The organism is endosymbiont of Lamellibrachia barhami (genome assembly GCF_011947365.2).
Classification (GTDB): Bacteria; Pseudomonadota; Gammaproteobacteria; order Chromatiales; family Chromatiaceae; genus QGON01.
In genome coordinates this window covers 3,056,455-3,076,397 of the sequence record NZ_JAAVSH020000001.1, presented here as the reverse complement: position 1 = coordinate 3,076,397, position 19,943 = coordinate 3,056,455, and the positions used below count along the sequence as shown (strand labels likewise).

Below are 19,943 nucleotides of genomic sequence, written 5' to 3'. Positions count from 1 at the left end.
ACCAGGAATAACCCGGATACTTCATGATTCTTGGCATGGTCTCGCCCAGAACCATGTTGATCATTTCTCGTCATTGATATGACAGCGGTTACAGTTCTCGAAACCATCGTCAAAGGCCTGTTTGCCGTTATGGCAGACGGCACAAACTTTTCCTTCCTTCATCAGGTCCTTGTTGATGGGGGTGGTGCCGGTTTTCATCTCGAACAGCTTGTTATGGCATGCGTCACAACGGTAATTGATCCGGTGTATCCAGTGCGGAAAGATGGATGGTGGAAATGTCTTCAGTTCTTCGGCATCCCCCCCCTTGCGTTCATATTGGATATCCCCGGGAGCGGCTCCCAACGTTGAGCTGATTGCCAGCAGGAATAGATAGACTGAAATGAGATTATTTGTACGCATACATCTACCTTTACAGCATGTATCGGCATGCCGCCAGAACAAACGGCAAAAGCATTACTTTTTCTTCTTCTTCCTGTTCAGATGACAGCGCTTGCACGCCTTCAGGGAGAAAGCAACTTTCTTCTTGCCATGACAGGCACCGCAGGATGCACCTTTCTTCATCTCCTTCATCGTGGCTGGGTTTCGTTTATAGGGATAGAGAGAGGTGTTGTGACAGTTTCTGCAACCCAGCCACTCGGTATGGGCCGAGTGCGGGAAATATGCATGGTTCTTAGGTTTTTTAGCCTTGATGATAAAGTCCCACTGGAAAGCGGAGGCCCACTCTGCCCGTGGATCGTCCCCGATGCGCGGCCGTATCAGACTCTGTTCCAGTGCGGCGGACCAGTCGATGCCCTTCTTGTAATCCTTTGGCAGCATCTCCTGTGCCTTTTTCCAATCCATGACTGACTCGATTTCCGGTCGCGGCTGATTATCATCAGATCTACCGAAAGACATGCCCTCAGTACCTGTAAGCTGGTTTTTCTGTTTATTCCTGGCCTGCGATGCAGCCAGTGCAGCTTCCTCTTTTTGCTTTTTCTCAGCCAGCTCTTCGGGCGTGGGTGGCTGGATATCAAAAAACAACTGCCGGGTTTGAGTGCTGCAAGAGGATATGATCAGCACACTAGTAAGAACCAGGGCAATTTGCATTGCCCTGGTTCCATATTTCAACTTATCCGCTCTAGTATGCATGCGGTGAGATTAACTTGAGCAGTTACTTAATGTGGCAGGCCGTGCACATAGCACTGGCTGTATTGCTTATGCGCAGGAATTTACTGATTGCCGGATCATGTACATTGTGGCAGGTTCCGCATTCGACCTGATCCCCAGCAGCGCCAAACAATGGCAGTCCGGCAGCAACTACGGTACCAGCAGGCTCGAAATCCGGATCCAAACCAACGTTGTAACCAAAGGAGATCGGATGATCATTTCTCAGGTCGGTACCGAGTCCGCCCACAGTGTCTGCGTTGGCGACAAAATCGGCAGGTTGATTGAGTAATTGATCTACGGAGAGGCTTCCATCATGACAGCTTAGACATGCCAGTGAGACGCCAGCCGGCTGGGCGCCCCCGCCAGGACTCATATCGAACGTGGGGCTGTCGTACATTTGGAAAGTTGATGTCGTGTCAACACGGTTCCACAATGGAGTTGTTAAATTCGTAGTACTTGCGTTGTGAGGCGTGTGGCAGAACACGCAAACCGAGGCTGAAACACCTGTACCCGTCAAGTCATGGCTTGAGCCGACAATGCTGGCCCCAACTGCCATGCCTGACAGGATTAAGGAGACAAGTAGAAAACCTAAAGCCGCCAACTTCTTTTTCATGGTAAAAACTCCCTATACGATTGAATATGGAGCACCTATGCTTTTTTATTAACTGCAAGCTTACTTCTAGCTGCTTTGTGACTGTTGCTATTTTTAATGCGTTTTCTGACGGCGTCCGGTTGCGTCTTTAATTATGTGTTGATTGGGAATATAGTCCCACCGGCGCAATGGGAATATTATGATAGTCAATGACAATCATCAATGGGGGTATTACCCTATCTTTTATGGATCATTGGAAGTTGTGGATAGTGTGGTGGTGGGGTGGGGGTGTGTCTGATTCTCCGAGGTATTCGAACATCTGTATCCGCGTGTTAAACTGATCGGCGATAAATATCCGGTTGTTCTTATCCACGTGGGCGCCCGCCGGTAAATAAAATATCCCGGGCCGGTACCGGCATGGCCAACGACCAGCAACGCTGCCTCCTGGCTAAAGACCTGAAGGGTATTAAATGCGGCATCGACCGCGTAAATGTCCTTCTTTATCCCTCCTATCCTTTCAGGCGGCTAAAATCCACCTCTACCGTCGCCAATATTGCCAAAAGTGCTGATATGGGCTGCGTCCGCTGCAAATAATTTGAACGCGAAAGTTCAAGGTGTGTCCCGGCTACATAAAAGGCGGCCCTCCTCATCTATAGCGATGTTGGTCGGGGAGTTTAAGTTGCCGGTTTCGCTACCGTGTGGCCGATGGTGAAATCCACCATTCACGGTCGAATACGATGATCTGATGTTTCTTGGAGTCCACCACGTAACTCGAACAGCTTGTTATGGCATGCGTCACAACGGTAATTGATCCGGTGTATCCAGTGCGGAAAGATGGATGGTGGAAATGTCTTCAGTTCTTCGGCATCCCCCCCCCTCGCGTTCATATTGGATATCCCCGGGAGCGGCTCCCAACGTTGAGCTGATTGCCAACAGGAATAGATAGACTGAAATGAGACTATTTGTACGCATACACCTACCTTTACAGCATGTATCGGCATGCCGCCAGAACAAACGGCAAAAGCATTACTTTTTCTTCTTCTTCCTATTCAGATGGCAGCGCTTGCACGCCTTCAGGGAGAAAGCAACTTTCTTCTTGCCATGACAGGCACCGCAGGATGCACCTTTCTTCATCTCCTTCATCGTGGCTGGATTTCTTTTATAGGGATAGAGAGAGGTGTTGTGACAATTCTTGCAACCCAGCCACTCGGTATGGGCAGAGTGCGGGAAATATGCATGGTTCTTAGGCTTTTTAGCCTTGATGATAAAGTCCCACTGGAAAGCGGAGGCCCACTCTGCCCGGGGATCGTCCCCGATGCGCGGTCGTATCAGACCCTGTTCCAGCGCGGCGGACCAGTCGATGCCCTTTTTGTAATCCTTTGGCAGCATCTCCTGTGCCTTTTTCCAATCCATGACTGACTCGATTTCCGGTCGCGACCGATTATCATCAGATCGACCGAATGACATGCCCGCAGTGCCAGTCAGCTGGTTTTTCTGTTTATTCCTGGCTTGCAATGCAGCCAGTGCAGCTTCCTCTTTTTGCTTTTTCTCAGCCAGCTCCTCGGGCGTGGGTGGCTGGATATCAAAAAATAACTGCCGGGTTTGAGTGCTGCAAGAGGATATGATCAGCACACTAGTAAGAACCAGGGCAATTTGCATTGCCCTGGCTCCATATTTCAACTTATCCGCTTTAGTATGCATACGGCTCGGTTTGCTTGAGCCGTTACTTAATGTGGCAGGCCACGCACATAGCGCTGGCTGTATTGCTTATGCGCAGGAATTTTCCGATTGCCGGATCATGTACATTGTGGCAGGTTCCGCATTCGACCTGATCCCCGGCAGTGCCAAACAATGGCAGCCCGGAAGCAACTACGGTACCAGCAGGCTCGAAAGCCGGATCCAAACCAACGTTGTAACCAAAGGAGATCGGATGATCATTTCGCAGGTCGGTTCCGAGTCCGCCCACAGTGTCTGCGTTGGCGACAAAATCGGCAGGTTGATTGAGTAATTGATCCACGGAAAGGCTTCCATCATGACAGCTTAGACATGCCAGTGAGACGCCAGCCGGCTGGGAACCCGCGCCAGGACTCATATCGAACGTGGGGCTGTCGTACATTTGGAAAGTTGAGGTCGTGTCAACACGGTTCCACAACGGAGTTGTTAAATTCGTAGTGCTTGCGTTGTGAGGCGTGTGGCAGAACACACAAACGGATGCTGAAACACCTGTACCAGTCAAGTCATGACTTGAGCCGACAATGCTGGCCGCAACTGCCATGCCAGACAGGACTAAGGATACAAGTAGAAAACCTAAGGCCGCCAACTTCTTTTTCATGGTAAAAACTCCCTATACGGTTGAATATGGAGCACCTATGCTTTTTTATTAACTGCAAGCTTACTTCTAGCTGCTTTGTGACTGTTGCTGTCTTCAAATGCATTTTCTGACGGCGTCCGGTAGCGTCTTTTGTTATGTATTGATTGGGAATATAGTCCCACCGGCGCAATGGGAATATTATGATAGTCAATGACAATCATCAATGGGGGTATTACCCTATCTTTTATGGATCATTGGAAGTTGTGGATAGTGGTGGTGGGGGTGTGTCTGATTCTCCGAGGTATTCGAACATCTGTATCCGCGTGTTAAACTGATCGGCGATAAATATCCGGTTGTTCTTATCCACGTGGGCGCCCGCCGGTAAGTAAAACCCTCCCGGGCCGGTACCGGCCTGGCCAACGACCAGCAGCAGCTGCCCCTCCTGGCTAAAGACCTGAAAATTATTAAATGCGGCATCGACCGCGTAAATGTGTCCTTCTTTGTCCACCCCTATCCCTTTCAGGCGGCTAAAATCACCTCTACCGTCGCCAATATTGCCAAAAGTGCTGATATGGGTGCCGTCCGCTGCAAATATTTGAACGCGAAAGTTCAAGGTGTCGGCTACATAAAGGCGGCCCTCCTCATCTATAGCGATGTTGGTCGGGGAGTTTAAGTTGCCGGTTTCGCTACCGTGCTGGCCGATGGTGAAATCCACATTTCCTTCACGGTCGAATACGATGATCTGATGTTTCTTGGAGTCCACCACGTAAAGGCGCTGGGTTCTGTCATTGAAAACCATGCCTACCGGTGTAATCAGGATATCTTGCCCACCCAGTGCATTGAGGTAGTTGCCTTCGTTGTCGAAAACCACCACTCGATGGTCAATGACATCACTGACGTAGACATTGCCCTGTGCGTCGGATGTCACACCTAACGGTTTGCGCGGCGCTCCCGGTCCACTGACACCCCAGAAGGAGAGGTCCTTCTTTTCGATGTCAAACACCACCAGGCCAGCGATGCCGGAGTCGGCGACGAAGACCCGTCCTTTCGAATCACTGTGTACACCGTAAGGTTTAATCAGGCTGCGGTGCTCCCCCTCCTTTTTACCGAGCAGCCTGTCACGCAGGTTTTGCTGTGGCTTGCCGGCCACGTCTTCGAGGGATTTCAGGCTGCCGAGATAGCGGACGCGGGGTTGTTGCGGGGGCGCGGGCCACACAAATTGCTCAGGTGATATTACCTTGGCTTCCGGGGTTGGCGTGTGGGTGGCACACCCGGAAACCAGCAGCATGCCACTAACAACAGCTGCCAATAGAAAACCAGACTGCAACATGGGTTTCAAAGAACGTTTGGTCAACTCAAGATTCACTTTTCTACTCCCAAGGTAGGGCATCATCCAGTACTTATGTATTTGGAATGCTTGTCAAGTACGCTTAAATGTATGTTAGCCTAGCACGTATGTATCCGGTGCCTAGGTCAAGGTTTATCCTGCTTGCCGGCAGATGGTATATTTTAGTGAGAAGAATAAGTATTTCTGGATGCGGGTTGAATCCCTGTCGGCTGGTGCGACGAGTTGCTTATTAGTCGAGAAAAGACCACGTCCAAATTTATTAAGCCGCCATGCTGCGACTTTACTTATAAGCAGGAACCAAGAGGCTTTCCCATGAAGTTCATAATATCGATATTAATGATTTGCGTCCTGCTGATTTCAACAACAACCGCAGCGGAACAAGCGGGCTCAGGAACAGGTACCGTGGCCGAAGTCATCGACGTGGGGAACTATACCTACTTGCGGCTCGAAGAACTGGGTATATGGATTGCAACCAGCCGCTTGCCGGTGGCTGCGGGAGACAAGGTCGAATTCAGCGGCGGCATGGAGATGAGGGATTTTCACAGCAGAACCCTGGACAGGACGTTTGAGTCGATCTTCTTTGTGCAGGCGGCCCACCGAGTGGGCCAGGATATGAACAGCGTTCACCGTGCAGCGATAGAAGCGGAAGGCCATGGAACTGAAAATAGGGTGTTTCAAAAATCTGTTTCAGTTCAGGCGCCCGCACTAGGAGAGATCTCCCCGCTGGCTGCCGGCAAGACGATTGCCGACATCCTTGAAGGATCGGCCCAGCTGAAAGACCAGTCAGTAAGCATGCGCGCAAGAGTCATTAAGGTTAGTCAGAACATCATGGGCAAGAACTGGATTACTCTGCAGGATGGTACCGGCACAAAGCCGAACAACAAGTTGATTGCAACCTCTTCCGAGCTGGTTTCACCCGGCGACCTGGTAATTGCCAGCGGTGTGCTAAGGAGTGACATCGATCTCGGTTCGGGCTACACGTACAAGGTCATACTCGAAAACACAACGTTTTCGCAAAGTAAAGTGGCCCCCTGATTTAGAATGTGGTGACAATTGAGCCTTGGCCCGTCAAGGCGCGTAACTGTTTTAGGTCCAAGCCAACGCAAACAAGACACCATTTGTCGGCCGTGACGCCGAGTCACAATCCCGGTTTATGGTGTCCAGTTGTGCCAGCTCCATGGCTTTGCCAATCAGCAGAATCTCAATCAAGAAGCCTTCCAAATTCCTTTTGGAGTCGGTAAAACCGACAGCCCCCCAAGCGTCTATGCAGATAGACTAAACTCACTCGAACAGCCCCCCGCATCTCTTCTCTAGTCCATATCTTCCCAACGATCAGAAGTACCTTCCTGCTGTCGTCAGAAATCGATCAATAACAACTCAATCAAGGCATGGAAAATGAATCCTGTTCCCTGCCTGCACGGTTTTATTTCCTATAACACGTTGGCATAAGTACGTTTTTTTACCCATTTTCGGTAAAAATCATGAACTTATTCTCACTTCTTCGGGGAGTAAAAAAAATGTGTGCGCCAATACCGGGAGAAGTGTGAACTGGCGACTGAAGAAGTCCTGATATGGCACCGATATTCTGGGTAACGGAAATATAATCAGCAGGTGCAGCCATGAAAGTCTTACATAACATCTTCGCAACGCTACTTAGGATGAATACCGGAAACGTTGCAACACTGAAACATGTAGATTTTATACTCAACAGGTGCAAAATTGCACATTTTGTTGTTAGCCTGTTTGTGGTGACACCCGTTGCTGCGGTAGAGCCTTATGTTCTTGCAACAGCAAATAGTTATACCTATTCCGTGACCACTCAATGGGGGCAAACAATTCAAACGTATGATACAAAGCGTTTGCTGGATGAGGTCGAGTTACTGGCAGGTCAAACCGTGATACTCGAATCGAATCCTGACTTCTTCGATTCACTTTCACCTGATCTCCTGCTCAAGCTGGCAAAACGCATAGATGATCTGGATCCATCAATCAGACCCTTGGTTCAGAAAGAGGCAATCAGCATATTGGAAAATGATGTGGACAGAACGAAGGCCAGTGAAAGTCCACTTCTCGATGCAAGCCTTGCAGAACTTCAATCCACACTGCAATATGCACATCGACAATATGAAACTACAATCGATTCCTCCCTCAATAGTCAGCCACAGACATTTGTCGACCCGGTGAATGAAGACGAAACTGTTAGCGATAACGGAGAGATTTTATTGGAAGACGTGGCCGCACAACTCGAAAAACAGGGGATAGATCCCTATGCCAAGGAGGCGAGACCTTACTATTGTGCTATGGGAATTGATGGGCTCAGCACTATGGGTGTCTATTATGTTTCCTTCTGCTCGAAACTGGCATCTCGATAGGGAAATGAAATAAGCGGAAACGCACCAGAAATAGGGGACGCACCACGTTTTTAGTCAACTATCTCGGTCTTTCCGCGGTCTCCCCGGCTTACCCGGCACTACACGCCTTGCCAACATTTTTTCTACGCTATTCTTAAAACGTTCACTCCCTAACGCAAAATTTCCATTTGTCGCCTTTCTGATTTCATCAACCATGCAGTCCGTTTTCTTGGCATATTTCCGCAACCATTGAAGGTAGAATCGGTAATCATTTTCTGCGAAATCGTCTTGGCATGATGATGGTCCTCCGTGACCATTTTTTCATATATAGTATTTTACCTTAGCAAATAACAACCGATATGAGGAAAACGTGGTGCGTCCCCTATTTTCCACGACCCCGGATCGTAACTTAGTCTATCTTGTTCTGGCGTTGCTGATTCTGGCACTGATCACCGCTTTTCAGCCGGCGCTCGGGTTGGTTTGGAAGAGCGCAGCAGCACTATTGGTTGCCACGATGTTACTCGATTTTTTTCAGGCACGGCGTATCGTTCCACCAAAGTTAACCCGCCGGGTGCGCGGCAGTATTCCGGTGGGGGTATGGTCGCCGGTGGAACTGCAGCTGGAGAATCGCAGTGGTCATGGTCTCAGTCTGGTGGTACATGATTTTCATCCTCCTGATTATGGTGTGGAAGGGCAGTCTCGTGAATTTAAACTTCCGGCAGGCCGCTCGGCGACACTGGTTTACCGCATCCTCCCTGAGCGACGGGGAGATGGCCACTTCAACGGCAGTGATATCGTTCTACGTTCACCACTACGCCTCTGGCGCCGCAAGATACATCTGCCGCTGCAGGAGACTGTGCGGGTCTTTCCCAACTTCCGCGAGATTGCCCATTTTACCCTGCTTGCCACCGACAACAAGTTGAGCCAGTTGGGAGTGCGCCACCGACGGAGGCGGGGAGAGGGGAGTGATTTTCATCAACTGCGGGAGTATCGCGCAGGTGACACTATGCGGCAGATCGACTGGAAAGCGAGTTCCCGCTACCGCCGCCTGATCTCTAAGGAGTATCAGGACGAACGGGATCAACAACTTGTCTTTTTGTTGGATTGCGGTCGCCATATGCGTCACATGGATGGGGGGGGGGCCCATCTCGATCATGCGCTCAATGCCATGCTGCTGCTTGCCTATGTCGCGGCGAGACAGGGGGATGCGGTGGGTTTTCTCGCCTTTGGCGGGCAGAAGCGGTGGCAGCCACCGGCCAAGGGGGGGGGGCTGATCCGCCGTTTATTGGATCGCACCTATGATCTCGACTCGACCTTGGAGGCGGCGGATTACATGGCGGCTGCCCGTGAGCTGACTTCCCTGCAGCGTCGGCGGGCGTTGGTGATTCTGATTACCAACAGCCGGGATGATGATCGTGCTGAACTCTCTCGTGCCCTGGCCTTGCTCACAAGGCGACATCTGGTGGTGGTGGCGGACCTACGGGAGACTTCGTTGGATGAGACTTTGTCACAGCCGGTAGAGGGTTTTGAGAGTGCGCTGACTTTTCAATCGGTGGTCGACTATCTCTCAAACCGTTCCCTGACCCATGATAGTCTACGTCATCAGGGGGCACTGTTGCTCGACACCGTGCCCGGCAAACTCCCGGTGGAACTGGTCAATACCTACCTGGATGTAAAGGCGACAGGGGTGTTGTGATCCTCCTGTTCAACTTATACTGAGTCATGACTCCCCAAGAGATTGTGAGAACCATGGAATCATCTCCGGATAAAGGCAAAAAACGCAGACGCGGTATCTATCTGCTGCCGAACCTGTTTACCACAGCGACACTGTTTTCCGGGTTTTATGCCATTCTTGCGGCTATGAATAACCGCTTTGAACCGGCAGCAGTGGCAATCTTCGTGGCGATGCTGATGGATGGCCTCGACGGTCGTGTGGCGCGCATGACCAATACCCAGACAGAGTTTGGCGCAGAATACGACAGCTTGGCGGATATGGTGGCCTTTGGGCTTGCGCCGGCACTGGTGATGTATCTTTGGGCGCTCACAGGCTTGGGTAAATTTGGCTGGATTGCCGCTTTTGTCTACACCGCCAGTACCGCGTTGCGCCTGGCGCGCTTCAATACCCAGATAGGCATTGCCGACAAACGTTATTTCCAGGGACTGCCCAGTCCTTCTGCGGCAGCTATCATTGCGGGTGCGGTCTGGCTCGGCGTGGATTATGGGATGAGCGCTGAAAGTCTGAGCTGGACTGCGGCGATATTGACCCTGTTGACCGGTCTGCTGATGGTGAGTAATTTTCGCTATAACAGCTTCAAAGAGATCGACTTTCACGGCAAGGTCCCATTCATTGTGATCGTCGCGGTGACCCTGAGTTTTGCCATCGTGCTCACCCATCCGCCTTCAGTGCTTTTTGCGCTATTCCTGATCTATGCTATCTCCGGTCCCGTGTTGACACTGATCCAACTGCGAAGCAGACGGGCGGAACGATCCAACCTGTCGGATGAGAAGTAGAAAAAACTGCAGGGTCGAATTTCATGGCTTGGCATACCCCAAAGCATGCGCTATATTCGATCTATCTTCATTGGAAACTGATAGATGATCTCTTTCGCGCGCCAACAGCAGATTACCGCATCCCTTCATGGGGCGGGTGACGCGTGCCTGCCTGGTTTCCTTTTTAGCCTGCTGCTGCGACTGCTGCCCTGACGGGCATACATGAGAGCGCCCCGGCGGGGGCCGAAATAACACGCAACAGCAGAGCATTCCAAACAGATTTAGATTCAAATCCCGATTCAGCCTTTCTCCGGCGATCGTGGTTGGAGCAGAACTATGAATAACCCAGACAGATTGATCGTTTTCGATACCACCCTGCGTGATGGTGAGCAGAGTCCCGGCGCCTCGATGACCAAGGACGAGAAGGTCCGCATCGCCAAAGCACTGGAGAAGATGCGGGTGGATGTCATCGAAGCGGGCTTTCCCATCGCCAGTGCCGGGGATTTTGACGCAGTAAAAGCTGTGGCTGAGATGGTGCAGGATTCCACCATCTGTGGTCTGGCCCGCGCCCTGGACAAGGACATCGACCGCGTTGGTGAGGCGTTGAAACCCGCCAATTCGGCGCGCATCCACACCTTCATCGCCACCTCGCCGATCCATATGGAGCAGAAGCTTCGCATGCAGCCCGATCAGGTGGTCGAGCAGGCGATACGCGCGGTGAAGAGAGCCCGTCAGTACACCGACGACGTGGAGTTCTCCGCAGAGGATGCCGGTCGTTCCGAGATCGACTTTCTCTGTCGTATCTTCGAAGCGGTGATCGATGCCGGCGCCACAACCCTCAACGTGCCCGATACCGTGGGTTATGCCGTACCGCACCAGTTCGGCGAAATGATCCGGACCTTGCGTGAACGTATCCCCAACTCCGATAGGGCGATTTTCTCCGTGCACTGTCACAACGATCTCGGGCTTGCGGTGGCCAACTCGCTGGCGGCGGTGGCCAACGGGGCGCGGCAGGTGGAGTGCACCATCAACGGCCTTGGTGAAAGGGCAGGCAATGCCTCGCTGGAAGAGATTGTGATGGCGGTGCGTACCCGCGCCGACGTCTTTCCCTGCAGCACCAATATCGATGCCACCCAGATCGTCAGCAGCTCCAAGCTGGTCTCCAATATCACCGGCTTTCCGGTGCAGCCCAACAAGGCGATCGTCGGCGCCAACGCCTTCGCCCATGAGGCGGGCATCCATCAGGACGGTGTGCTCAAATCACGCGAGACTTACGAAATCATGCGCGCTGAAGATGTAGGCTGGAGCCATAACCGCATGGTCCTCGGCAAGCACTCCGGCCGCAATGCGTTCCGTGTCCGTCTGGAAGAGCTCGGCATCAGCTTCGAGGCGGAGGAGGACCTTAACTCGGCCTTCACCCGTTTCAAGGATATTGCCGATAAAAAGCATGAGATCTTCGATGAAGACCTGCAGGCGCTGGTGACAGATGCAAGATCCAAGGCGGAGAACGAGTGGGTGAAGCTGGTATCCCTCAAGGTCTGCTCGGAAACCGGTGAGATTCCGCACGCCACCATAGTGATCTGTATCGATGGCGAAGAGATGACCGACAGTGCTGCCGGAGGGGGACCCGTCGATGCGGCATTCAAGGCGATCGAGGCCCTGGTGGAGAGTGGCACCGAACTGCAGCTCTATTCGGTCAACAATATCACCAGCGGTACAGACGCCCAGGGTGAAGTGACCGTGCGACTGGAAAAGGATGGTCATATCGTCAATGGTCAGGGGGCGGATACCGATATCGTCATCGCCTCCGCCAAGGCCTATATCAATGCGGTCAACAAGATCCTGGAACCCATGGAGAAGGCGCATCCCCAGTCCGGGGATGTGTAACAGCCGGAATCCATGGAAGAGGCCCGGCGCAAAGCCTATCTGACAGCGATGGGGGTCACGGTGTGGCAGCGCCGTGATCCTCCGGCTGCGGCTGTCCCGGAAGTGATTGTATCTGAGACAGAGTCTCTGCCGGCTCCTGAACGGACTGCCGGTGAGAGTGCCGCGGTGGAAACAGTCGCAACAGCGCCGGCGGCTGAGTCCGCAGCGGATCAGTGGAGCGATCTACGGGCGCGTGTAAGCGCCTGCTCCGTCTGTAGCCTGCGGGCCGGGTGCACCCAGACCGTATTTGGTGTCGGCAATACCCAGGCTGACCTGCTGATCATCGGGGAGGCTCCCGGCGAGGATGAGGATCGGCAGGGTGAACCCTTCGTCGGCCCGGCCGGGCAGTTGTTGAATGCGATGCTGCTGGCGATGGGGTTTCAGCGGGAAGCGGTGTTCATCGCCAACATCGTCAAGTGCAGGCCGCCCAGTAATCGAAATCCCAAACAGGAGGAGGCGCTGCAGTGCGAGCCTTTTTTGTTGCAGCAGATTGCGCTCATCCAACCCAAGATCATACTCTCCCTGGGCGCAGTATCCGCCCATAATTTGCTGAAGACCGATATTCCTGTCGGTCGTTTACGGGGCCGGATCCACAATTTTGGTGAGTCTGCCATTCCGCTGGTCGTGACCTATCATCCAGCCTATCTGCTGCGTTCGCCGGAGCAGAAGGCAAAATCCTGGCAGGATCTGCAGTTGGCGCTATCCTTGCTGCGCGAACAGTGAGCGCGCAACTTGATGAACCGTTGCTCAACCTCCGGCTCATGGCCCAGTCGGATCTCGATGAGGTATTGGCACTCGAGGAGCTGGTCTACGAGCATCCCTGGAGCATGGGTATCTTCAGGGACTGCCTGAGGTCAGGTTACTCTTGTTGGGCGCTCAGTCTCAATGAGAGGATTATCGGCTACGGTGTCATGTCGGTTGTACTGGATGAGTGTCATCTGCTCAATATCTGTGTCCATCCTGAATATCAAGGATTGGGGCTTGGACGAAAGATTGCCGACAGGCTGTTGAAACTGGCTAGGCAGCGTGGGGCCGACACTGCCTTTCTCGAAGTGCGAATCAGTAATCGAAGCGCACTGAAACTCTATGAACGTATCGGTTTCTGCGAGGTGGGTTTGCGCCGCGGCTACTATCCTGCCGCAAAGGGGCGGGAAGATGCGATGGTGATGGCGTTGCCGCTTTGAGGTGGGCTACTCGATCGTAGGGTGCGCTGTGCGCACCATGACACTTTATGAATCTCAGGCACTCATGTCGATCAACACAGGGTCTGGTTGGTCGGCGGACTGTACCGTTAACAACCGGCCGATGCCTCTGGCCGTTGAAGACGACTGTTGATTGCCTGCTTCTGTCTCTCCCTGTGACTGCTCCCTGGCAATCTCCCCCCGTGCCTGGGCCGCCATTGCGGTTGCCTGCATGGCCACGCGGCGGTCCTGGCTGGAGGGATCGGCGGGGGCCAGCGCCGCCTGGCGTATAGTCTCCGCTTTCTCCAGTGTCTGTTGCGGGTCGCTTTCCCTGGAGGAATCGATACTCACCTCGCCGCCGACGGCATAGCGCTTGCCGTCCGGGCCGACCCTGTATTCGAACTGGGCGCCACCACGGGCGAATTGTCCCGCCGCAGCGAGGTGCGCAAGTTCATGGGCTCTGACGGCCTGATCCCGGCTTTTCAACTCCTGTATCAACCGTAGTTCAGCTGTGCCTAACTCATCGGTGGTCTGTGTCGGTTTTGGCTCATTGGTGGAAACGGTTTTTTCGTCACTCCGGGAGGATTGGTGGGGGGAGTCCGAAACCTGTTGTGTCCCTTCGGCAGACGTTTCACTTTCCGCCTGTTGGCGCTGAATCTGCGGGGTCAACATAGGGTTCAAAGAAGTGGCGGCGGCCGTTGGTTCGATCATGGCGAAAATGGGGTTCGGAGAAGATCTACCCCGAGTATAGAGAAATCTGCGGGATCCATCTCTTGATGTCTGTTCGTTTGCGAATGATATTCGCCCTACCACTTCCTTTTCTTCTCCTTGCGCAACCCTGATCTCGTATCTCCTTCCATATGACGAAGATTAACCTAGAATAAAAAACTCAGCATTGGGAATAGCGTGGGGGAACAAGAGATGGGTGCTGGCGTAATCCCCTTTGCGGTAAGCGACTGCAAAGTCTACTTTTTGTTCCAAACCACCTTTACCGGCAGAAAGACAGGCTATCTTATTGATTTCGGGGGCGGTCTGGGAGTGGGTGAAGACTGTCGGGAGACCGCTATACGGGAGTTTATCGAAGAAACCGAAACAATGTATTTCTCCGATGACCTGCAGCAGGCAAGTCGCACTGCTGAAAGGGTAATGAATCAGACTCCAATAGTTGAGGCTCTGTTTGATGAGACACTTTCGGTTCATCCAGACTGGTGGTGTAGGCGGGCACCTGGAAATCCTCTCACCCCCAAACGGTGGAAAACGTTCTTTATCGAATTTCCGTACCGGGATATCGAAGTGCTGAACCGGGAATGGGAGACCGATACGGTAGGCCGATTTAAGAAACGGCGTGAGTTGGTTTGGATGGCTGCGGGCAAGTTACTCACTATTTATGAAAATGCCCCCAACAGGTTGTGGAAACGCGTTCGACAATTGGAAAATGCACCAGAGACTGTTCGCTCTATCCTACAGAGCAAAGCGTCTTGATTCGCTCCACCCTACCCCTTGTTTCCGATCAGTATTCGTTGTCTGAGGTGATGAAAGCCATCTTCCCGCCAGGCAATATTCTACTGACAGATGCGGACAGGAAGTTTCTACGCAAATCACCTAAAGTCCCGGGGAAATAAGCCGATAGCAGTTCTGTTAGACCTGATTGCCGCAGGGGCGTGATCAACAGTGAGCTACGTCCTCTGCGATCCACCACTCTGGAGAATTTGCAAATGTTAGCTCTCAAGCGCCTCACACGATCAAACCGAATCGGTTTTCTTTTGATTCTACTCACCACTATCACCAGTTTTCCCCTCAACCTGCAGGCGGCAGGCCCAACCTCTGCCGAGTATGGCGTGGTGCTCAACCTGTCAGGCAAACAGCGCATGCTGACCCAGAAAATGAGCAAGGAGATCATGCTCGTGGCCCTCAATGAGGCAAAAGAACAAAACATCACCAACCTGAAAAAAACCTCGGTACTCTTCGATAAAACCCTTAAGGGACTGCGCAATGGCAGTGACGAATTACGCCTGCCACCAACCAACAGCGGTCGCATCCTGCGCCAGCTCGATAAAATCGATGCCATCTGGGCTGAGTTCTACCCGACAGTCAAGGAGATCATCGCCAGTAAAGCGGTCACCAAGGCGCAGGTTGATTTCGTTGCGACTAAAAACATACCCCTGCTCAAACAGATGAATAAAGCGGTAGGACTCTATGAAAAGGATGCAAAAAAAGGCGGTCTGAAAAGCGCCCCCGGCCTGGCTGCCACCCTCAACTTGTCGGGCAAGCAGCGTATGCTGACCCAGAAGATGAGCAAGGAATTTCTTTTTGTTGCCTATGGTTATCAACAGGATGACAGCAAGCTGGCTCTGCTTGAGACCAGTACACTGTTCGAGCGTACCCTCAAGGGCTTGCTCGATGGCGATGAGACCCTGGGTCTGCCCGGCACCAAGCCACAGCATATTCGCGATCAACTGGGGGTGGTGAGCGGCTTGTGGGCCAAGTTCAAACCCATCATCGATTATGGTGCTGACCACAAAACCACCCAAATCCCTGAAGACAAAATCAAAGTATTGGCCGCAACCAACCTGCCATTGCTCAAGCAGATGAACAAGGCTGTCGGCATGTACGAGAAAGAAGCCGCGAAGTGACATGGGCGCCAGGCGATGGAGCAGATGCGGCTCCATTGCCTGCTTGTTTCATCATCTTCAATCATTCTGGACGAGGTAAAAGGTGACCATTAAATTAAAATTGCTGGGAGGAGGCATTACGGTCAGCCTTCTGCTCCTTGCGGTACTGATACTGACATTCTTCTCTTTTGGCAGCCTGAGTGGCGGCTTTAGCGACGTGGTGACGAAATCAGCCACCGGTGTTGATAATTCACGTACCGCTGAAGAGAACATCACCTTGGCAGATAACAACCTCGCCCAGATATCAGCGGGTATGCTCGCGGTCGTCGACGATATCAGCCGCACCAACATGCATGTCAAAGTGCTTGAGCGCAAACTCAAAGGCATCTCGTCTACCATGAAAGAACTGGTAGAAGAGGTAAGCGAAACAGCGGAGGAACTACCTGAAGGTGATGCCCGTTATGCCTTGGAGGACGTCACTGATGCAGTCGGCGATATCGAGGAGACCATGCGCCGTGAGGCCCTGATCAGCGTCTCACGCACGGTCGGCAAGATGGCCGAGTTTGCGCAAAACATCGACGCCCAGGTTGCCAGCATCAAGGCCTTGGCCAGCGAGCTGAAAAAGGTCAAAGCGCTGAGCAGCGGCGTGGTTTCAGCCAACCAGGATATCCGTAATCTCTCCGAAGCATTCAGTGGTGAGATCAGTGTTTCACGCAATGCCATCGCGGGTGTTCTACTCATCACTGCGATCATCTCTCTGCTGGGAGCCGTGCTACTCACCCGCGCCATCACTCAACCATTGAATCGTGCCAATGAGATCGCCAAAGGCATCGCTAGTGGTGACCTCAACCAGACAGTCGATATCACAAGCAAGGATGAGATCGGTCAGTTGGGCCGTTCCATGAAGGTGATGATCAAAAACCTCAAACGAAATATCGATGAGACCCAGCAACGTGCCGATGAGGCATCCCGTATCCGCATGGCGCTGGACAATGTATCAAGCAGCGTCATGATGGCCGACAATGAACGTAACATCATCTATCTGAATTTTGCCGCTGACAAACTCTTCAGCGAAGCCGAAGCCGACTTCCGCAAGGAGCTGCCGGATTTTCAGTCCGACCAACTGTTGGGCAGCAGCATCGACACATTGCACAGCCATGCTGATCATCAGGCCAGTCTGCTTGAGAACCTCGAAAAGCCTTATGAATCGGAGTTCATGATTGGCGGCAGGACCATGCGCACCGTCGCCAACCCGGTCATCAACCCACAGGGGGAACGGTTGGGTACCGCTGTGGAGTGGACAGAACGAACCGCTGAAGTTGCTGTCGAGGCTGAAGTCGAATCAATCGTAGCCGCGGCCCGTGAAGGGGACCTTTCACGCCGCATCGAAACCCACAACAAACAAGGCTTTTTCAAAGAACTGGGGGGAGGTATCAACTCCCTCATTGAACAGGTCGAACTGATCTTTCAGGATCTGTCAGAGGTCATGTCCATGATGGCCCAAGGCAACCTGACCCGCCCCGTAAAAGGACAATATCACGGCTCCTTTGAAGTCATGAAAGGCAACGTCAATAGCACCCTCGACAACCTGAGAGGCACCCTTGGTGAGCTGCGGGAGTCGATGGATGAGATGCGCACCACCGCTGACGAGATCTCTGCCGGCAACAACAGCCTCAGCGCCCGCACCGAACAACAGGCCTCCAGCCTTGAAGAGACCGCCTCCTCAATGGAGGAGCTGACCAGCACCGTACGTAACAATGCCGACAATGCCCAGCAGGCCAATCAGCTTGCTGCAAACGCCCGCAACAAAGCTGAAGAAGGTGGCGCAGTGGTCGGCCAGGTCGTGCAGGCGATGGATGCCATCAATACCTCAAGCACCAAGATCGCCGAGATCATCGGTGTCATCGACGAGATTGCCTTTCAGACCAACCTCCTGGCACTGAATGCCTCTGTCGAAGCGGCACGTGCCGGCGAACAGGGTAGAGGTTTTGCCGTGGTCGCCACAGAGGTCAGAAACCTGGCAGGGCGCAGCGCCACTGCTGCCAAAGAGATCAAAGAGTTGATCAAGGATTCCGGTGAAAAAGTTCAATTGGGCGCAGAGCTGGTGGATAAATCCGGTAGCACACTTGAAGAGATCGTCGACGCAGTGAAAAAGGTCAGCGATATCATCGCCGAGATTGCCGCTGCCAGCTCACAGCAATCCGCCGGCATCGACCAAGTCAACAGAGCCGTAACGTCGATGGATGAGATGACCCAACAGAATGCAGCCCTGGCCGAGCAGACATCAGCCGCCTCCGCATCCATGTCGGATAAGACGGCAGAGGTGAATGGCATGGTTGCACGGTTTGAGGTGTAGGACCGACCTGTTTCCCGATCCCCCCTCCCGTCTACCCTAATGAATGTCCGGAAGCACGATAGTTCCCTCCCTCTAACAGTGAAAGGTTAGAGTGGGGGGGGATAGAAGAGCATAGGAGGGGGGGCAGGGGAGTGCTCTGACCGACTTCGCCCCCTTCCCCTGCCGACGGTAACTGTCAAGTTAAAACGCATGAAGGTTTCAGACAGATGACTAAAAACACAATCCTGCGTTGGGTGGGTGTGGTTGTGATAGTCGTACCGGTTGTGGGTGTCCTGGCTGCTGGAATAACGTACGCCGAATCTATTCAGCAACTCTATGTGGACTTTGGTGCGAAATTGCCGTACTCCTCAAAGATTGCGTGCGAGAAGTACCAATGGACAACGGCGTTTTTGACATTCTTGGCACCCCTATTTTGGGTTACTGGTAGCAATAGCCCATCAAAATGGACGCACGGTGGGGTCTGGGCGGCCATTTTGTCGTTGTCAGTGTTTGCTTTTTGGGTAGCACTGATAGGCATCGGTATCTACCAGCCTCTCTTTAAGGCAGGACAGATAACCTAGCGTGCTTTAGCAAGCTTGCTGCTTCGCTTTAGATTTGTTACCAGTATATTAAAATCGATTTAGGACGCCTAATCCAGTTTTACAATATGCTAGAGTAAAATAAAAATCGGCAAGCTGGTCAGCAGGAGGACAAATAAAAGTTAGTTACACGGAATTATTACAGTTTCTTTAGTTAGTGCCCATCCGGAAACACTGTTTTCACCGCGAAGCGCACGAAGAACACGAAGAAAATTGATGGTTAATCAATCTTTTACCTTCGTGCTCTTCGTGTCCTTTGTGGTTAGATGTGGGTTTCCAGATGGACACTAGTTAGACCTGAACTTGGGGTGACAGTTATCGATTTTTCAAATTGTGCCTGTCATCAAAAGTTTTATTTAATAATTTAATATCCTGTGTCAATGGTTGATAATTCTCCGTTGTTCATATTAATTCTATATCTCTTGGCATTCCATGTTAAAGCAATTGGGCTCTCTAGCTTGCTATCGTATCGTAATCCATTAAAGGGATCTGGTGTCATGCTAGACTCGGTTACACTCCATATCTTATGTCCCATGCTATCGTAGGCAATAATATTTTCGAATGTTAAGGTAAATTTTGCATCGTTGGGGTGCCTTCTTTGGTAAGTTCATGATTAACCTTTGATGAACTTTGGGTGGACCATTTGCTCTTGGCGGCGAGATTAAACTTGCTTACTGGAAAGGGGTAGTTTTTAAATTTTTTGTAGGATTGGTTAAGAGATGAAACTTGAGATTTTTCCTTATAGTTTCTTGCTGGTGTTTTTGAATATGCCTTCTTCGAGGAACTGCTAACGCCCTTGGCTTTAGTGGTGGTGCTTTTGGCCTTGTTGCTCTTTTTAGGCGGTGGATTTGGTTTTTTATAGCTATCCGCAGCGGCTTCATGGCTGGTAATGATAGTAATGCCGCCAGCCATGCTTAATCCCAGCAGGATGATAAGCAGGAGTCTGGGTAGCGACCTTAGTGGGGCGCTCTTAACCATATACGTCTGTTCTATAATATTATTTTGCTTTAATGCGACGTAATAGAGCAATAATGCACCGAACGAAGTATCAA

Annotated in this window: 20 protein-coding genes; 11 read left to right on the top strand and 9 right to left on the bottom strand. The window is 52.1% G+C overall.

Annotation, left to right across the window (positions count from 1 at the left end; genetic code table 11):
• Positions 1–60 precede the first annotated feature (60 nt).
• From G9Q73_RS14020 to G9Q73_RS20550, 6 genes are all read right to left on the bottom strand, one after another.
• Positions 61–399: a c(7)-type cytochrome triheme domain-containing protein gene (locus G9Q73_RS14020; protein WP_177420323.1), complete on the bottom strand. Its 339-nt coding sequence runs from the start codon at positions 397–399 to the stop codon at positions 61–63.
• Positions 400–453: 54 nt separating this feature from the next.
• The gene (locus G9Q73_RS14015) at positions 454–1,086 is read right to left on the bottom strand and encodes a c(7)-type cytochrome triheme domain-containing protein (RefSeq protein WP_177420322.1); all 633 of its coding nucleotides are present in this window, start codon (positions 1,084–1,086) and stop codon (positions 454–456) included.
• A gap of 64 nt (positions 1,087–1,150) precedes the next feature.
• A complete protein-coding gene (locus G9Q73_RS14010; protein ID WP_177420321.1) occupies positions 1,151–1,759 on the bottom strand; it encodes a cytochrome c3 family protein in 609 nt (202 codons plus the stop codon).
• A 1,005-nt stretch (positions 1,760–2,764) separates the two neighbouring features.
• Entirely contained in the window at positions 2,765–3,397 is a 633-nt protein-coding gene (locus tag G9Q73_RS14005; protein ID WP_177420320.1) for a c(7)-type cytochrome triheme domain-containing protein, read from the bottom strand.
• Between the two features lie 64 nt (positions 3,398–3,461).
• Positions 3,462–4,070, bottom strand: a complete 609-nt coding sequence (locus G9Q73_RS14000) for a cytochrome c3 family protein (protein ID WP_177420319.1) — start codon at positions 4,068–4,070, stop codon at positions 3,462–3,464.
• 223 nt (positions 4,071–4,293) lie between these two features.
• The gene (locus tag G9Q73_RS20550; protein ID WP_177420318.1) at positions 4,294–5,415 is read right to left on the bottom strand and encodes a 6-bladed beta-propeller; all 1,122 of its coding nucleotides are present in this window, start codon (positions 5,413–5,415) and stop codon (positions 4,294–4,296) included.
• A 204-nt stretch (positions 5,416–5,619) separates the two neighbouring features.
• On the opposite strand from G9Q73_RS20550, the gene G9Q73_RS13990 reads away from it, so the two are divergent.
• The 7 genes from G9Q73_RS13990 to rimI all read left to right on the top strand — a co-directional run bounded on the left by G9Q73_RS13990 (position 5,620) and on the right by rimI (position 13,348).
• Positions 5,620–6,432 (top strand): hypothetical protein, encoded by an 813-nt coding sequence (locus G9Q73_RS13990; RefSeq protein ID WP_178941514.1) that lies wholly within the window; start codon positions 5,620–5,622, stop codon positions 6,430–6,432.
• A 584-nt stretch (positions 6,433–7,016) separates the two neighbouring features.
• Entirely contained in the window at positions 7,017–7,769 is a 753-nt protein-coding gene (locus tag G9Q73_RS13985) for a hypothetical protein (protein ID WP_177420316.1), read from the top strand.
• A 352-nt stretch (positions 7,770–8,121) separates the two neighbouring features.
• Positions 8,122–9,444, top strand: a complete 1,323-nt coding sequence (locus tag G9Q73_RS13980) for a DUF58 domain-containing protein (RefSeq protein ID WP_369408902.1) — start codon at positions 8,122–8,124, stop codon at positions 9,442–9,444.
• A gap of 53 nt (positions 9,445–9,497) precedes the next feature.
• The gene (pssA, locus tag G9Q73_RS13975; RefSeq protein ID WP_177420315.1) at positions 9,498–10,259 is read left to right on the top strand and encodes a CDP-diacylglycerol--serine O-phosphatidyltransferase; all 762 of its coding nucleotides are present in this window, start codon (positions 9,498–9,500) and stop codon (positions 10,257–10,259) included.
• 315 nt (positions 10,260–10,574) lie between these two features.
• Positions 10,575–12,125, top strand: a complete 1,551-nt coding sequence (locus tag G9Q73_RS13970; RefSeq protein WP_177420314.1) for a 2-isopropylmalate synthase — start codon at positions 10,575–10,577, stop codon at positions 12,123–12,125.
• Between the two features lie 12 nt (positions 12,126–12,137).
• Positions 12,138–12,887 (top strand): uracil-DNA glycosylase, encoded by a 750-nt coding sequence (locus G9Q73_RS13965; protein WP_177420313.1) that lies wholly within the window; start codon positions 12,138–12,140, stop codon positions 12,885–12,887.
• Complete coding sequence (rimI, locus tag G9Q73_RS13960) at positions 12,884–13,348, top strand: ribosomal protein S18-alanine N-acetyltransferase (protein ID WP_369408901.1); 465 nt, start codon at positions 12,884–12,886, stop codon at positions 13,346–13,348. Before G9Q73_RS13965 ends, rimI begins: the two co-directional genes overlap by 4 nt.
• A gap of 54 nt (positions 13,349–13,402) precedes the next feature.
• On the opposite strand, the gene G9Q73_RS13955 is transcribed toward rimI, so the two are convergent.
• The gene (locus G9Q73_RS13955; RefSeq protein ID WP_246345271.1) at positions 13,403–14,056 is read right to left on the bottom strand and encodes a putative metalloprotease CJM1_0395 family protein; all 654 of its coding nucleotides are present in this window, start codon (positions 14,054–14,056) and stop codon (positions 13,403–13,405) included.
• Between the two features lie 210 nt (positions 14,057–14,266).
• On the opposite strand from G9Q73_RS13955, the gene G9Q73_RS13950 reads away from it, so the two are divergent.
• The 4 genes from G9Q73_RS13950 to G9Q73_RS13935 all read left to right on the top strand — a co-directional run bounded on the left by G9Q73_RS13950 (position 14,267) and on the right by G9Q73_RS13935 (position 18,873).
• Positions 14,267–14,827 carry an NUDIX hydrolase gene (locus G9Q73_RS13950; protein ID WP_177420312.1) on the top strand — a complete coding sequence of 187 codons (561 nt, stop codon included), beginning with the start codon at positions 14,267–14,269 and terminating at the stop codon, positions 14,825–14,827.
• 233 nt (positions 14,828–15,060) lie between these two features.
• Complete coding sequence (locus G9Q73_RS13945; RefSeq protein WP_177420311.1) at positions 15,061–15,978, top strand: type IV pili methyl-accepting chemotaxis transducer N-terminal domain-containing protein; 918 nt, start codon at positions 15,061–15,063, stop codon at positions 15,976–15,978.
• Positions 15,979–16,060: 82 nt separating this feature from the next.
• Complete coding sequence (locus G9Q73_RS13940) at positions 16,061–18,313, top strand: methyl-accepting chemotaxis protein (protein WP_369408900.1); 2,253 nt, start codon at positions 16,061–16,063, stop codon at positions 18,311–18,313.
• A gap of 206 nt (positions 18,314–18,519) precedes the next feature.
• The gene (locus G9Q73_RS13935) at positions 18,520–18,873 is read left to right on the top strand and encodes a hypothetical protein (protein WP_177420310.1); all 354 of its coding nucleotides are present in this window, start codon (positions 18,520–18,522) and stop codon (positions 18,871–18,873) included.
• Between the two features lie 382 nt (positions 18,874–19,255).
• Here the strand turns inward: G9Q73_RS13935 and G9Q73_RS20760 are convergent, their stop codons facing one another.
• Positions 19,256–19,426 carry a hypothetical protein gene (locus tag G9Q73_RS20760; protein WP_500814665.1) on the bottom strand — a complete coding sequence of 57 codons (171 nt, stop codon included), beginning with the start codon at positions 19,424–19,426 and terminating at the stop codon, positions 19,256–19,258.
• A 29-nt stretch (positions 19,427–19,455) separates the two neighbouring features.
• Positions 19,456–19,943 (bottom strand): hypothetical protein (locus G9Q73_RS13930; RefSeq protein WP_218649965.1); only part of this gene is annotated, 488 nt, incomplete at its 5' end.